Here is a 13,970-nt window from a genome sequence, read left to right as displayed (position 1 = left end):
GCAACTATTCCGCCACTTCCGCCGGGCTCGTGTCGGCGCCTTCGCCGTCACCTTCGGCCTCGGCGCGGCGGTAACGGCGGCGGCGCGTGCGCGGGGCGCGGGCCTCGGCATCCTCAGCCGGAGCTTCCTCGGGCGCGGGGGCCGCGGCCGCTTTCGCGGCGCGTCCACGGGGCTTCGGCGCCGGCGCCTCGGGGGCGGCGGCCTCGGCCGGGGCGGGTTCGGGTGTGACGGATTCGGGCGTGATGGATACGGGCGCCGGGGTCGGTTCAGCCGCGGGGGCGGGGGCCGCGCTCTTGGGCTCAGGCGCATCCGCCGGCGCCTCGCTGCGGCGCGGTGCCGGGCTCACCGGGGCGGCGGCGCCGCTCTGGGTGATGAAGGCGGGCAGGCCGATTTCCGCCTCCACATCCGGCCCCAGGCGGGGCTGCGGCTGCTGGCCGGGATCGCGGTATTCGCCCCCCTCGCGCGGAGCGCGGTTGTCGCGATAGGGGCGGTTGTCGCGCGACCAGCGGCCTTCGCGGCCCTCCTGCCGGTCACCCCGCTCCTGCCGTTCGCCACGATCGCGGTCCTGATGGCGGTCCTGATTGCGTTCGCGGTTGTCGCGGCGATTGTCGCGATCGCGGAAGAAGTCGCGCTGGCCCTCGCGGGGGCCGCCCTCGCGATGGCCTCCGTCGCGATTGCCGTTTTCCCGGTTCTCACGGTGGCCATTGTCGCGGTGACCGTTCTCGCGCGGCGCCGGCGGTTCGCGAAACTGCTGGACCGGCGGCTGATCGGCGCCGCCCTCGTCCATCTCGTCGTCGAAATCATCCTCGTCGGAACGCTGATAAGGCTGGCCCTGCACGCCGAACTGCGCCTGGGCCGCGGCGATGATGCGATAGTAATGTTCAGCGTGCTGCAGGTAGTTTTCCGCCGCCACATGATCGCCGGAGGCCTGCGCGTCGCGCGCGAGCTGCTGGTATTTCTCCACGACGTGCTGGGCCGTCCCGCGCACCTTCACATCCGGTCCGTTGGACTCGTAAACGCGCGTAAGCGGATTCTGGCTGCGCCGATTGCCGTTGTTGCGGCCGCGCGTACGCTTCTGCTGATTGTTATTTCGCATCGAGCTGGTCTCTGGTGCCCCATCAAGCCGACGGGTGTCCCCGTTCGGTGCCACACGGGCGGGTCAATCACACGGTGTCCGCTGGTCCGCAGCCTGGGCCGGAGCCCCGGGTGACGGCACGGCGGGAAATCTCGCCTTCGGTCGGAGAAAAGCTGCCGCAGGCCGGGACCCTGCGAGGTCCCAGTCGCGCCGCAGGTCGTCCTCGACCATCGGGCTTCGTCCATGGGAGCGCATCTCGACGATGCCCCGCCGCCGGCCACGCCGACGACGCTCCGTCCGAACCGCATTTCTCCGGCCCGGACCCGACGCGCGCGCACATGCGCCGCAGCCGACCCCATGTTTCATCGCGTAACCGAAGTCACGCCGATAAACTCTTGGAGCGTTCGCCCCTTATGAAACATATCGCCTCCAGACTTTTCGCAAAGCTGCAGGCCACTGCCAGCGACGATCACAGCCACCCATGTCGGAGAGTAGCCGGCGTTCCAGTCACCAAAAGGCAGTTGATGTCTCAGGACGATTCCTACACAGGACACTAATCGGTTCGGTATCGCGTTCCAAGCCCTTTTTTGCGGCGCCTCCCGCGCGGTCAACCCTTGCGGGCAACGATGGCGCGGGCGATGCCGGCGAGATCGGGGCGGGCCGGGCCCTGGATCGCGAGGCCGTCCGCAGCCAGCAGCCCGGCGACCTGCTGCTCCTGCCCGATCCCCAGTTCCAGCACCGCATAGCCGCCGGCTACCAGGAGGCTGGGAAGGGCCTTGGCGAGGGCGCGATAGGCATCGAGCCCCTGCGGGCCGCCGTCAAGCGCCAGAAGCGGGTCATGCGCGCGCACCTCCCGTTCCAGAGCCGGGATATCGGTGCTTGGAATATAAGGCGGATTGGAGACGACGAGATCGAAACCGCCGCGCAGCGCCTCGCCCCAGTGCCCCACCAGCACGGCCGAACGGGCGGAAAGGCCCAGCGTGCCAAGATTTTCACGCGCTTGCCGGGCAGCACCCAGCGACAGGTCGACGCCGACGCCCAGCGCGGCGGGAAATTCGCTCAGCAGCGCCGCCAGCAGCGCGCCGCTGCCCGTGCCGAGGTCGAGCAGCCGCAGCGGTGCCGTGCGGTCGGGAAACAGCGCCAATGCGGCTTCCACCAGCGTTTCCGTCTCCGGGCGGGGCACCAGCGTGTCCGGGGCGAGGGCGAGGTCGAGGCTCCAGAACTCCCGCCGCCCGGTCAGCCGTGCCAGCGGCTCGCCGGCGGCGCGGCGGGCGGCGAGGGCGCGCAGCCGCGCCTCGTCGTCCGGCCCCACCGGCTGGTCGGCGCGGGCGATGAGGTCGAGATCGGCGAGGCCGAGCCCCGTTCGCAGCAGCGCGCGGGCTTCGCGTTCGGGTGCTTCCATCCCGGCGGCGGCGAAGTCTGCGACAAAGGCGCGCAGCAGCGCGGCGCGCGTGGTCACCGCTCGCCCCAGCCGGCGCTTTCGGCTTCCGCCAGCAGTGCGGCCTGATATTCCGTCGTCAGCGCCGACACCAGCTCGCCCAGCGCATCGCCGGCCAGGATTTCCGGCAGCTTGTGAAGGGTGAGGCCGATGCGGTGATCGGTGACGCGCCCCTGCGGGAAATTATAGGTGCGGATGCGCTCGGAGCGGTCGCCGGAGCCGACCTGCACCTTGCGCTCGCTGGCGCGGGCGCTGTCGCGCTTCTCGCGCTCGGCCTCATAGATTCGAGCGCGCAGCATGCCCATGGCGCGCGCCTTGTTCTTGTGCTGCGAGCGCTCATCCTGCACCGCGACGACGGTGCCGGTGGGAATATGGGTGATGCGCACCGCGCTTTCGGTCTTGTTGACGTGCTGGCCGCCGGCGCCGGAGGCGCGGAACACGTCGATGCGCAGATCGGCTTCGTTGATCTCGATATCAACCTCTTCCACCTCCGGCAGCACCGCCACGGTGGCGGCGGAGGTGTGGATGCGGCCGGAGGCTTCGGTGTCCGGTACGCGCTGCACGCGGTGCACGCCCGATTCGAATTTCAGCTTGGCATAGGCACCCGAGCCGTGCAGGCCGGCGACGATTTCCTTGAAGCCGCCGGCGGCGCCCTCGGTCATCGAGAGAACCTCGACCGACCAGCCATTGAGCGCGGCGAAGCGCTCATACATGCGGAACAGGTCGCCGGCGAACAGCGCCGCCTCGTCGCCGCCCGTGCCGGCGCGCACTTCGAGGATGACGCCGCGCTCGTCCATCGCGTCCTTGGGCAGCAGCGCAAGCTGCACCGCGTGGGAGAGGCTTTCCACCTCCTCCTCCAGCGCTTCCGCCTCTTCCTGCGCCATGGCCGCCATCTCGCGGTCGCCCGCCGCGTCGGCGGCGAGGCCGCGCGCCTCGGTAAGCTGACGCTGGGCGCGGCGCAGCGCCTTTACGCTTTCGACCAGCGGTGAGAGGTCGGCGAATTCGCGCGAGAGGCGCACATAGGTCTCCGCCTCCGGGCTGGCGGAGAGGGCGTGCTCGATCTCGGCATGGCGCGCGAGGAGCTGGTCGAGGCGGGCATCGGGCAGGGCGGTCACGCGGCGGCACTCACAGCGGCAGGCCGGCCTTCTCGGCGAAGGCGGCGAGCTGCGGGCGCAGCGACGCCACCTCGCCGCGGGTGCCGAGCAGCGGTTCGACAAAGGCGGAAGCGGCGGGCAGATCGAGTTCGAGCAGCATCGCCTTCACCGGGCCGTAGGAGGCCGGGGAAACGGAGAGCTTGCGGTAGCCGATGGCGGCGAGCGCCAGCGCTTCCAGCGGACGAGAGGCCAGTTCGCCGCACAGCGTCACCGGCTTGCCGTACTCGTTGGCCTTGTCGGCGATCATCTTCAGCGCACGCAGCGCCGCCGGGGCGAGCGGGTCGAAACGGTCGGCCACACGCGCATTGCCGCGATCGGCGGCATAGAGGAACTGCACGAGATCATTGGAACCGACCGAGGCGAAGTCGACCCGGCTGAACAATTGGTCGAGCTGGAACAGCAGCGCCGGCACTTCCAGCATCACCCCCACCAGCACCCGCTCCGGCAGGCCATGGCCGTGCCGGCGCAGATGGGTGAGCTCGCGCTCGACGATGTGGTGGGCGCGGTCATACTCTTCCACCGCCGACACCATGGGGAAAATGAGCCGCAGTTCGCGCCCGGTGGCGGCGCGCAGCAGGGCGCGGATCTGGCTGCGCAAAAGGCCGGGCCGGTCGAGGCCCAGGCGAATGGCGCGCCAGCCCAGCGCCGGGTTCTCTTCCTCGATCGCCCGCATATAGGGCAGCACCTTGTCGCCGCCGATATCCAGCGTGCGGAACACCACCGGCCGCTCTCCCGCCGCGTCCAGCACCGAGCGGTAGAGCTTCAACTGCTCATTGGTGCGCGGGAAGGCCGAGGCGATCATGAACTGCAATTCGGTGCGGAACAGGCCAATGCCGGTCGCGCCGGTCTCGGCGATGTGCGGCAGGTCGACCAGCAGGCCGGCATTGAGGTGCAGCTCGATCGGCGTGCCGTCCTTGGTAAGCGTCGGCACGTCGCGCAGGGCGGCGTAGCGCTCCAGCCGCTTGGCGCGGAAACGCACCTTGTCGACATAGGCGTTCTCGACATCGGCGGGCGGGCGGATATGCACCTCGCCCGAGACGCCGTCGACGATCACCGCATCGCCGGCATCAACCTGGCCGACGACGTTCTCCATATGGCCGACGGCGGCGATGCCGAGGGCGCGGGCGACGATGGTGAGGTGGCTGGTGGCGGCGCCTTCTTCCAGCACCAGACCGCGAATCCGGGTGCGGTCATAGTCGAGCAGCGCCGCCGGGCTCATATTGCGGGCGACGATGACGGCATTGTCCGGCAGCTTGGCGTGTTCCGAGCCGCCGGCGCGGCCGGTGAGCTGGCGCAGCAGGCGGTTGGCCAGGTCGTCGAGATCGTGCATCCGCTCGCGCAGATAGGGGTCGGTCATGCGCAGCATGCGGGCGCGGGTGTCGGACTGAACGCGCTCCACCGCGCCCTCGGCGGTGAGGCCGGTCATGACCGCCTCGCGCATGCGGCCGATCCAGCCGCGGTCATGCGCGAACATGCGGTAGGCTTCGAGGATTTCCCGATGTTCGCCGACACGGGCGACACCTTCGTCCTCCAGCATGATGTCGATCGAGGTGCGCAGCGTTTCCACCGCGCCGTCGAGCCGCTTCAATTCGCCGGGCAGGTCGTCGGCGATGACCTTGGTGACCTCGATGCGCGGCTCGTGCAGCACGACATGGCCGAGGCCGATGCCTTCCGACAGCGCCAAGCCGGTGAGGTGCAGTGGCCGGCGTGCGGCCGGCTCGGCGCCGGGCAGCGCCATGGCGGTGAGCTCGCCCGAGGCGATGATCTCGGCGAGCACCATGGCGGTGGTCTGCAGCGCCTCGATCTCCTCCTCGGTATAGGAGCGGTGGGCGCGGTTCTGCACCACCAGCACGCCGAGCGTGTTGCCCGCGCGCAGGATCGGCACACCGAGGAAGGAGTGGTAGATTTCCTCGCCCGTTTCCGGCCGGTAGGAGAAGGCCGGGTGCGCCTGGGCATTGGAAAGGCTGATCGGTTCGGCCTCGCGCGCCACCGTGCCGACGAGGCCCTCGTCGATCCGCATCACGGTCAGATGCACGGCGGTGCGGTTGAGGCCTTCGGTGGCGTAGAGTTCGAGCGTACCGTCGACGCGCAGCACATAGACCGAGCACACCTCGGCCACCATGTTGGCCGCGATCAGTACCACGATCTTGTCGAGGCGGTCCTGCGCACTCACCGGCTCCGCCATGACCTCGCGGAGACGCCTCAAAAGCACGCGCGGACCGCCGAGCGCGCCACGCATGGGCCGTCCTCGGTTTCCGGGAGCCGCTATCCCGGAGCGTCACTTAAGGCGGCGCGACTCGCGCCGCGCCGTTGCCTGACTTCAGGCGTCTAGCCCGTATACCGAATGCAGCGTTCGCACGGCAAGCTCGGTATAGGCGGCGTCGATTAGCACCGAGATCTTGATCTCGGAGGTGGAGATGGCGCGGATGTTGATTCCGCGCTCGGAAAGCGCCTTGAAGGCCCGTGCCGCGACACCGGCATGGCTGCGCATGCCGATACCGATGATCGAGACCTTCACCACATCGGTGGCGCCCTCGATGCTCTGGAAGCCGATCTGGTCGCGCACCACGGCAAGGGCCGCCTTGGCGCGTTCAAAATCGGTGCTCGGCACGGTGAAGGTGATGTCGGTGAAGCCCTCGGCCGAGATGTTCTGGACGATCATGTCGACATTGATGTTCGCGTCCGCGAGCGGCACGAACACATTGGCCGCGATGCCGGGCTGGTCCGGCACATGGCGGATGCTGACCTGGGCTTCGTCCCGGGCGAAGGCGATGCCGGTGACGACTTCACTCTCCACGATTTCCTCCTCGTCGCAAATCAGGGTGCCGGGCGGGTCGCCGGCGGTCTTGAGTTCCGGGGCGTCCGGATCGGTGAAGCTGGAGCGCACGAAGGTGCGCACCTTGTGTACCATGGCGAGCTCGACCGAGCGCACCTGAAGCACCTTGGCGCCGAGCGACGCCATTTCCAGCATTTCCTCGAAAGCCACCTTCTCCAGCCGCCGCGCCTTCGGCACGATGCGCGGATCGGTGGTGTAGACGCCGTCGACATCCGTGTAGATGTCGCAGCGGTCGGCCTTGATGCCGGCGGCGACGGCGACCGCGCTGGTGTCCGAGCCGCCGCGTCCGAGCGTGGTCAGGCGGCCGGTCGGCAGATGGATACCCTGGAAGCCGGCGATGACCGCGACCTCGCCCTGGGCGAAGCGGTTGATGATCTCCGCGCCGTTCACATCGAGGATGCGGGCAGCGCCATGGGCGTCGTCGGTCGAGATGGGCAATTGCCAGCCGAGCCAGGAGCGGGCGGGGATGCCCATATCCTGCAGCACGATGGCCAGCAGTCCGGAGGTCACCTGTTCGCCCGAGGCGACGATGGAATCATATTCGCGCGCATCGTGCAGCACGGCGGCCTCGCGGCACCAGGCGACCAGCTCATTGGTCTTGCCCGACATGGCCGAGACCACCACGGCGACCTGATGGCCGGCTTCCACCTCCCGTTTGACGTGCCGCGCCACGTTGCGAATGCGCTCAATGTTGGCGACCGAGGTGCCGCCGAACTTCATCACCAGACGTGCCATTGCGGGAAACCGTACCGTGTTCTTCTGTGGGGCCGGGCAGGAGGAGGTGGGCTCCCGGCCCAAAAGGCGCGTATACATATCCACCTCGCGCCGCGCCCGCAACGCCGCTGCGCGAGCTTGGAATCCCTCTCGGCACGGCCGGGCGAAGAGGAGGCGCGGATGAGCGCGACCGCCAGCACCGTCGATCCCCGCGAAGTGGAGCGCTTCGCCGCGCTGGCCGCGGAATGGTGGAATCCGCGCGGCAAGATGCGGGTGCTGCACAAGTTTAATCCGGTGCGGCTCGCCTTCCTGCGCGAGACCCTCACCGCGCATTTCGGCCGCGATCCCCGCGCCATCCGCCCGCTCGAAGGGCTGCGCCTGCTCGATATCGGCTGCGGCGGCGGGCTGCTCAGCGAGCCGCTGGCGCGCATGGGCGCGGATGTCACCGGCATCGACCCTGCCGAGCGCAATGTCCGCATCGCCGCGCTGCACGCGGAGGAAAGCGGCGTTGCCGTCGACTATCGTGCCACCACCGCCGAGGCGCTGGCCGAGGCCGGTGAGCGATTCGACGTGGTGCTGGCGATGGAGGTGGTGGAGCATGTCGCCGATGTCGACCTGTTCCTCGCCCGCGCGGCGCAGATGGTGAAGCCGGGCGGCTTGCTGGTCGCGGCGACGCTGAACCGCACCAAGCGCGCCTTCGCCCTTGCCATTGTCGGCGCCGAATATGTGCTCGGCTGGCTGCCCCGGGGTACGCATGACTGGCAGCGCTTCGTCACGCCGGAGGAGTTGCAGGCGGCGCTGGAGGCGGGTGGCCTTCGCGTCATCAAGCGCGAGGGGGTGGTGTTCAACCCGCTGGCGGATCAATGGCGGCGCTCGGGCGATCTCTCCGTCAACTACATGATGCTGGCGGAGCGGCCCGCCGCGTCCTGACCGGTCTGGCTCCAGCCTGCGTTGCGGCGAAGAAATCCGCCGGTAGCGGGAACCGGTCACGCCGCCGGACGTTTCCGGTGCGATGTCACCGCCGGGGCCCCATGCGCAGTTCCACCTCCGCCGTGCTGCTCTCCCCGCTCGCGGCGCTGGCCGCGCTGAACCTGTTTCTCGCCGATGTGCGCGACGGGCTCGGGCCGTTTCTCGGGGTGTTCCTGCAGGAGAAGGGCTGGGGGCCGGCGGAGATCGGGCTGGTCATGACGCTCGGCGGGCTCGCCGGCATGGCCGCGACCCTGCCGATGGGAGCGCTGGTGGATGCGAGCCGGGCCAAGCGGGCGATCATCGTCATCGGTTCGGCGGCCATTCTCGCGGCGTCGCTGACCATTCTCGCCCTGCCGTCTTTCGCGGCGGTGGCGGTGGCGCAGGCGGTGAATGGCGTGGCCGCCGCCGCTTTGCTGCCGGCCATTGCCGGCCTCACCCTCGGCCTCGTCGGCGCCGCCCGCTTCGATCACCAGCTCGGCCGCAACGAAGCGTTCAACCATGCCGGCAACATCCTCGCCGCCGTGCTGGCGGGCGTGCTCGGCTGGTGGTTCGGCCTGCCGGCTGTGTTCGCGCTGCTGGGGGCTATGGCGCTGCTCGGCGCCCTGTCGGCCCTGGCGATTCCCGCTTCCGCGATCGACCATGAGGCCGCGCGCGGCGGCGCCACGACAGCGGGCGAGGGGCATGAGAGTGTCGGCAAGCTGTTGCGAGAACCTGCGCTCGTGACGGCGGCCATCACCTTTGGACTGTTCCATCTCGGCAATGCGGCGGTGCTGCCGCTGTTCGGGCAGGCCATGGTGGCGACCGCGGGAGCGGACCCGAGCGGCCTCACCGCCGCGACTGTGGTGGTGGCGCAGGCCGCTATGATCCCGATGGCACTGGTCGCCGCGTGGCTCGGCCAGCGCCGGGGCTACCGGTTGGTGCTGCTGCTGGCCCTGGCGGCACTGCCGGTTCGCGGCGTCATAGCGGCCCTTGCCGTCCATTATGGCGCGGCCTGGGCGCTGGTCCCGGTGCAGGTGCTGGACGGGGTGGGGGCAGGGCTGCTCGGCGTGGCGACGCCGGGCCTCGTGGCGCGCCTTCTCGCAGGGTCCGGCCGGTTCAATCTCGGCCTCGGCTTTGCCATGACGGCGCAGGGCATCGGCGCCGCGCTGTCCACCCTGCTCGGCGGGGTGGTGGCGCAGCGGCTCGGCTATCCCGCCGCTTTTCTCGTTCTTGGCGGCGTGGCGCTGCTGGGCGCTGGCGTTTATCTGGCCGGCGGCTGCCCGGGCGATATCGCGCCGGAACGCAGCCCGGAAGAGCCGGACGCGCGCCCCGCCGCCGCCGCGTGAAATTCCGACCTTGATCCGTCGCAACGCCCTTCCGTTGCCGTTTCGCCACACTACATGAGGACGGACGGATTGCCGCAACGGGGTCCGTTACGGCGGCCGGGATACGGGCGCCGTCGTCCCGAGTGACCGTTCGTGCCTTGAAGGGCGGACGGGGGGCCAGGAGGCAACGCGACATGAATTTCGAAATCTACACCGAGCGCGCGCGCGGATTTGTCCAGTCCGCCCAGTCGCTTGCCCTGCGTGAGGGCAATCAGCAATTCACCCCCGAGCATCTGCTGAAAGTGCTGCTCGACGATCCGGAAGGCCTGTGCGCCGGGCTGATCACCCGCACCGGTGGCGATCCCCGCATCGTGCTCGCCGACACCGAGGCGGCGCTGAACAAGCTGCCCAAGGTGCAGGGCTCTGGCGCGGGCCAGGTCTATCTCGCTCCGGCGACGGCGCGCGTATTCGAGGCGGCGGAGCAGGCGGCGAAGAAGGCGGGCGACGGCTACGTCACCGTCGAGCGGTTGCTGCTGGCGCTCGCGCTGGAAAAGGACAGCGAGGCGGGCAAGATTCTCGCCAAGGCCGGCGCCACGCCGCAGAAGATCAACACCGCCATTGAAGCGCTGCGGAAGGGCCGCACGGCCGACAGCGCGACGGCGGAGAACGCCTATGACGCGCTGAAGAAATATGCCCGCGACCTCACCGAGGCGGCGCGCGAGGGCAAACTCGACCCGGTGATCGGCCGCGACGAGGAAATCCGCCGCACCATTCAGGTTCTCTCCCGCCGCACCAAGAACAACCCGGTGCTGATCGGCGAGCCGGGCGTCGGCAAGACGGCGATCGTCGAGGGCCTCGCGCTGCGCATCGTCGATGGCGACGTGCCGGAGAGCCTGAAGGACAAGCAGCTTCTCGCGCTCGACATGGGTTCGCTGATCGCGGGCGCCAAGTATCGCGGTGAGTTTGAGGAGCGGCTCAAGAGCGTGCTCTCCGAGGTCGAGGCGGCCGAGGGCGGCATCATCCTGTTCATCGACGAAATGCACACGCTGGTCGGCGCCGGCAAGACCGACGGCGCGATGGATGCGTCCAACCTGCTCAAGCCGGCTCTGGCGCGCGGCGAACTGCACTGCGTCGGCGCCACCACGCTCGATGAGTACCGCAAGCATGTGGAGAAGGACGCGGCGCTCGCCCGTCGCTTCCAGCCCGTCTTCGTCTCCGAGCCGACAGTGGAGGACACGGTCTCCATCCTGCGCGGCATCAAGGAGAAGTACGAGCTGCACCATGGCGTGCGCATCACCGATTCCGCGCTGGTGGCGGCGGCGACGCTGTCGAACCGCTACATCACCGACCGTTTCCTGCCGGACAAGGCGATCGACCTTGTCGACGAGGCGGCCTCGCGCCTGCGCATGCAGGTCGATTCCAAGCCCGAGGAACTCGACAATATCGACCGCGAGATCGTGCGCCTGCGCATCGAGCAGGAGGCGCTGAAGAAGGAGAGCGACGCGGCGTCCAAGGACCGGCTGAAGAAGCTGGAAAAGGAACTCGCCAATCTGGAGGAGCAGTCCGCCTCCATCACCTCGCGCTGGAAGGCGGAGAAGGAGAAGCTCGGCGACGCGCAGAAGATCAAGAGCGAGCTGGAAAAGGCCCGCGCCGATCTCGCCATCGCCCAGCGCTCCGGCGAATACCAGAAGGCGGGCGAGCTGGCCTATGGCACGATTCCGGCGCTGGAGAAGAAGCTCGCCACGCTGGAGGCGCAGGACACCGCCGCCGAGGTGAAGGCCGGCGCGATGGTGGAGGAGGCGGTGACGCCCGACCACATCGCCGGCGTCGTCTCGCGCTGGACCGGCGTTCCCGTCGACAAGATGCTGGAAGGCGAGAAGGAGAAGCTGCTGCGCATGGAGGACATGCTCTCCAAGCGCGTGGTCGGCCAGAAGGAGGCGGTGGAAGCCGTCTCGACCGCCGTACGTCGCGCGCGGGCGGGGCTGCAGGATCCGCACCGGCCGATCGGCTCCTTCATCTTCCTCGGCCCCACTGGCGTCGGCAAGACCGAGCTGACCAAGGCGCTGGCGTCTTTCCTGTTCGACGACGACACCGCTCTGGTGCGCCTCGACATGTCGGAATACATGGAGAAGCACTCTGTCGCCCGGCTGATCGGCGCGCCTCCCGGCTATGTCGGCTATGAGGAAGGCGGCGCGCTCACCGAAGCGGTGCGGCGCCGGCCCTATCAGGTCGTGCTGTTCGACGAGATCGAGAAGGCGCATCCGGACGTGTTCAACGTCCTCTTGCAGGTGCTCGATGACGGGCGGCTGACGGACGGGCAGGGCCGCACGGTCGATTTCCGCAACACGCTCATCATCATGACCTCGAATCTCGGGGCCGAATATCTGGTGAACCAGCCCGACGGGCAGGACAGCGAAGCGGTGCGCGAGGAAGTGATGGCGGTGGTGCGCGCGCATTTCCGCCCGGAATTCCTCAACCGTGTCGACGAAATCGTGCTGTTCCACCGGCTGCGCCGCGAGCAGATGGGCGCCATCGTCGATATCCAGGCCAAGCGTCTGGAGAAGCTGCTGGAAGAGCGCAAGATCGCGCTGGAGATCACCCCCGAGGCGCGGGACTTCCTTGCCGACAAGGGCTACGATCCGGCCTATGGCGCGCGCCCGCTCAAGCGGGTGATGCAGAAGCTGCTGCAGGATCCGCTGGCCGGCCGCATCCTTGCCGGTACGGTGAAGGATGGCGATGTCGTCCGGGTCGAGCGCGGGGCGAACGAACTTCTGTTCGACACACGCCCGCGCAATGTGGACGAAGCGGCCTGACAGCGTCGCTACGCCTCACCATCCTGTAGAAAGACCGAAGGGCCCTCTCGCGGGGGCCCTTCTTTCATGAGCGGAGGGCTGAGAATGCCGATACCGATGGAATTGCAGCACGCATCCGACGATTTCGAGCGTTTTCTCGCCGCTGCCCGCGACGGATCGGGCCTTGCCACCCGAAACCAGACCTACACCATGGTCGAGGGGGTACTGCGCACCTTCCGCCGCCGGCTGGCTGTGCAGCAGGCGCTCGATTTCGCCGATGTGCTGCCGCCGCTGCTGCGCGCCATCTTCGTTTCCCGCTGGGACATCTCGGAACCGGTGCTGCGCTTCGCCGACCGGGCGACGCTGACGCGTGAGGTGCAGGCACTCCGCCAGCACCATAATTTCGCGCCCGATAATTGTCTGGTCGAGGTGGCGCGGGCGTTGCGCCCTCATGTCGATGCGGAAACGTTCGACAGGGTGTTGGCGACGCTGCCGGACGGCGCGGCGGATTACTGGCGGGTCTGAGGCGAGGCGCGCCGACCAAGCAAAAGGGCGCCGCGCGGCGCCCTTTTTCCATTCGGCAAAGTCCAGCCTTCCCGCCGGCTCAGCCCCGGCCGAGCAGCGCGTCGAGTTCGGGGCGGAAGGCGCCGGAGATTTCCGGGTTGTCGAGCGCGTAGGCGACATTGGCCATGAGGAAGCCGAGCTTCGAGCCGCAATCATAGATCGCGCCGTCGAAGGTGACGCTGTAGAAATCCTGCGTCTGCGCCAGCTTCAGCATGGAATCGGTGAGCTGAATCTCGTTGCCCGCGCCCCGCTCCTGCGTGGCGAGCAGGTCGAAAATCTCCGGTTGCAGGATGTAGCGGCCGGAAATGGCAAGGTTGGAGGGAGCGACCTCTTTCTTCGGCTTCTCCACCATGCGGGCGATCTTGTGCACGCCGTCGGCCATGCGATCACCCAGCGCGACGATGCCGTATTGGTCGGTCTGTTCGGGCGGCACCTCATAGACCGCGATGTGGTTGCCGCCGCCGGTCCGGGCATAGGCCTGCACCATCTGGCCGAGGCAGCCCTTGCCGTTGGTGGGCTTGTGCAGCATGTCCGGCAGCAGCAGCGCGAAGGGCTCATTGCCGATGATGTCTCGTGCGCACCACACGGCATGGCCAAGGCCGAGCGGGAGCTGCTGGCGGGTGAAGCTGGTGGCGCCGGGGCCCATGGTATCGGCGCGCAGCATGGCCAGCATCTGCGTCTTGCCACGCTCGTTCAGCGTATCTTCCAGCTCGTACTGGCGGTCGAAATGATCCTCGATCACGCCCTTGTTGCGGCCGGTGACGAAGACGATGTGCTCGATGCCGGCGGCGCGCGCCTCGTCCACCACATGCTGCACGACGGGCCGGTCCACCACTGTGAGCATCTCCTTAGGCACCGCCTTGGTGGCGGGCAGGAAGCGCGTGCCGAGGCCGGCGACAGGGAGGATCGCTTTGCGAATAGGTTTTACCATGGGGGAAATATGCCGCTCTTGATGACGCAGTTTCAGGCCGACGGGCGAAGACATAGCGGAACGAACTTAACGCTTCGCCCTTCTCAATGCACCGGCGGGATAACGCGGAGGTGGCGGAATAGGTTCCGGCCGCCCCATCCGTCGGTCAGCCTGCCGCAGAGGAAAGTGATATCGCGTTAACATCCCCGAAACC

The 13,970-nt window shown here is 68.5% G+C and carries 10 protein-coding genes; 4 read left to right on the top strand and 6 right to left on the bottom strand.

Features of this window, described 5'->3' with window-relative positions:
- Positions 1-4 precede the first annotated feature (4 nt).
- The 5 genes from AAC979_RS13370 to AAC979_RS13350 form a co-directional block, all read right to left on the bottom strand.
- Positions 5-1,150, bottom strand: coding sequence for a DUF4167 domain-containing protein (locus AAC979_RS13370; RefSeq protein WP_371347367.1), 1,146 nt, complete (start codon positions 1,148-1,150; stop codon positions 5-7).
- 532 nt (positions 1,151-1,682) lie between these two features.
- Positions 1,683-2,534: a peptide chain release factor N(5)-glutamine methyltransferase gene (gene prmC, locus AAC979_RS13365; protein ID WP_371347366.1), complete on the bottom strand. Its 852-nt coding sequence runs from the start codon at positions 2,532-2,534 to the stop codon at positions 1,683-1,685.
- Positions 2,531-3,628: a peptide chain release factor 1 gene (gene prfA, locus AAC979_RS13360; RefSeq protein WP_371347365.1), complete on the bottom strand. Its 1,098-nt coding sequence runs from the start codon at positions 3,626-3,628 to the stop codon at positions 2,531-2,533. Before prfA ends, prmC begins: the two co-directional genes overlap by 4 nt.
- 10 nt (positions 3,629-3,638) lie before the next feature.
- Complete coding sequence (gene ptsP, locus AAC979_RS13355; protein ID WP_371347364.1) at positions 3,639-5,906, bottom strand: phosphoenolpyruvate--protein phosphotransferase; 2,268 nt, start codon at positions 5,904-5,906, stop codon at positions 3,639-3,641.
- Between the two features lie 81 nt (positions 5,907-5,987).
- Positions 5,988-7,238 (bottom strand): aspartate kinase, encoded by a 1,251-nt coding sequence (locus AAC979_RS13350; protein ID WP_371347363.1) that lies wholly within the window; start codon positions 7,236-7,238, stop codon positions 5,988-5,990.
- 159 nt (positions 7,239-7,397) lie between these two features.
- On the opposite strand from AAC979_RS13350, the gene ubiG reads away from it, so the two are divergent.
- From ubiG to AAC979_RS13330, 4 genes are all read left to right on the top strand, one after another.
- Positions 7,398-8,147 (top strand): bifunctional 2-polyprenyl-6-hydroxyphenol methylase/3-demethylubiquinol 3-O-methyltransferase UbiG, encoded by a 750-nt coding sequence (gene ubiG, locus AAC979_RS13345; RefSeq protein WP_371347362.1) that lies wholly within the window; start codon positions 7,398-7,400, stop codon positions 8,145-8,147.
- Positions 8,148-8,248: 101 nt separating this feature from the next.
- The gene (locus tag AAC979_RS13340) at positions 8,249-9,511 is read left to right on the top strand and encodes an MFS transporter (protein ID WP_371347361.1); all 1,263 of its coding nucleotides are present in this window, start codon (positions 8,249-8,251) and stop codon (positions 9,509-9,511) included.
- A 173-nt stretch (positions 9,512-9,684) separates the two neighbouring features.
- The gene (gene clpB / locus AAC979_RS13335; RefSeq protein ID WP_371347360.1) at positions 9,685-12,303 is read left to right on the top strand and encodes an ATP-dependent chaperone ClpB; all 2,619 of its coding nucleotides are present in this window, start codon (positions 9,685-9,687) and stop codon (positions 12,301-12,303) included.
- 84 nt (positions 12,304-12,387) lie between these two features.
- A complete protein-coding gene (locus AAC979_RS13330; protein ID WP_371347359.1) occupies positions 12,388-12,807 on the top strand; it encodes a DUF2267 domain-containing protein in 420 nt (139 codons plus the stop codon).
- Between the two features lie 79 nt (positions 12,808-12,886).
- Here AAC979_RS13330 and AAC979_RS13325 read toward each other — a convergent pair whose 3' ends face one another.
- The gene (locus tag AAC979_RS13325) at positions 12,887-13,777 is read right to left on the bottom strand and encodes a UTP--glucose-1-phosphate uridylyltransferase (RefSeq protein WP_371347358.1); all 891 of its coding nucleotides are present in this window, start codon (positions 13,775-13,777) and stop codon (positions 12,887-12,889) included.
- Between the last annotated feature and the right edge of the window lie 193 nt (positions 13,778-13,970).

It is taken from the genome of Ancylobacter sp. IITR112 (genome assembly GCF_041415945.1).
Taxonomy (GTDB): domain Bacteria; phylum Pseudomonadota; class Alphaproteobacteria; order Rhizobiales; family Xanthobacteraceae; genus Ancylobacter.
This window is presented reverse-complemented; position numbering and strand designations above follow the sequence as displayed.

Excerpts from the sequence above, each read along its gene's own strand:
- clpB (WP_371347360.1), top strand. The coding sequence starts at position 9,685 with ATGAATTTCGAAATCTACACCGAGCGCGCGCGCGGATTTGTCCAGTCC.
- AAC979_RS13340 (WP_371347361.1), top strand. The coding sequence starts at position 8,249 with ATGCGCAGTTCCACCTCCGCCGTGCTGCTCTCCCCGCTCGCGGCGCTG.
- ptsP (WP_371347364.1), bottom strand. The coding sequence starts at position 5,906 with ATGCGTGGCGCGCTCGGCGGTCCGCGCGTGCTTTTGAGGCGTCTCCGC.
- AAC979_RS13325 (WP_371347358.1), bottom strand. The coding sequence starts at position 13,777 with ATGGTAAAACCTATTCGCAAAGCGATCCTCCCTGTCGCCGGCCTCGGC.
- AAC979_RS13350 (WP_371347363.1), bottom strand. The coding sequence starts at position 7,238 with ATGGCACGTCTGGTGATGAAGTTCGGCGGCACCTCGGTCGCCAACATT.
- ubiG (WP_371347362.1), top strand. The coding sequence starts at position 7,398 with ATGAGCGCGACCGCCAGCACCGTCGATCCCCGCGAAGTGGAGCGCTTC.
- AAC979_RS13330 (WP_371347359.1), top strand. The coding sequence starts at position 12,388 with ATGCCGATACCGATGGAATTGCAGCACGCATCCGACGATTTCGAGCGT.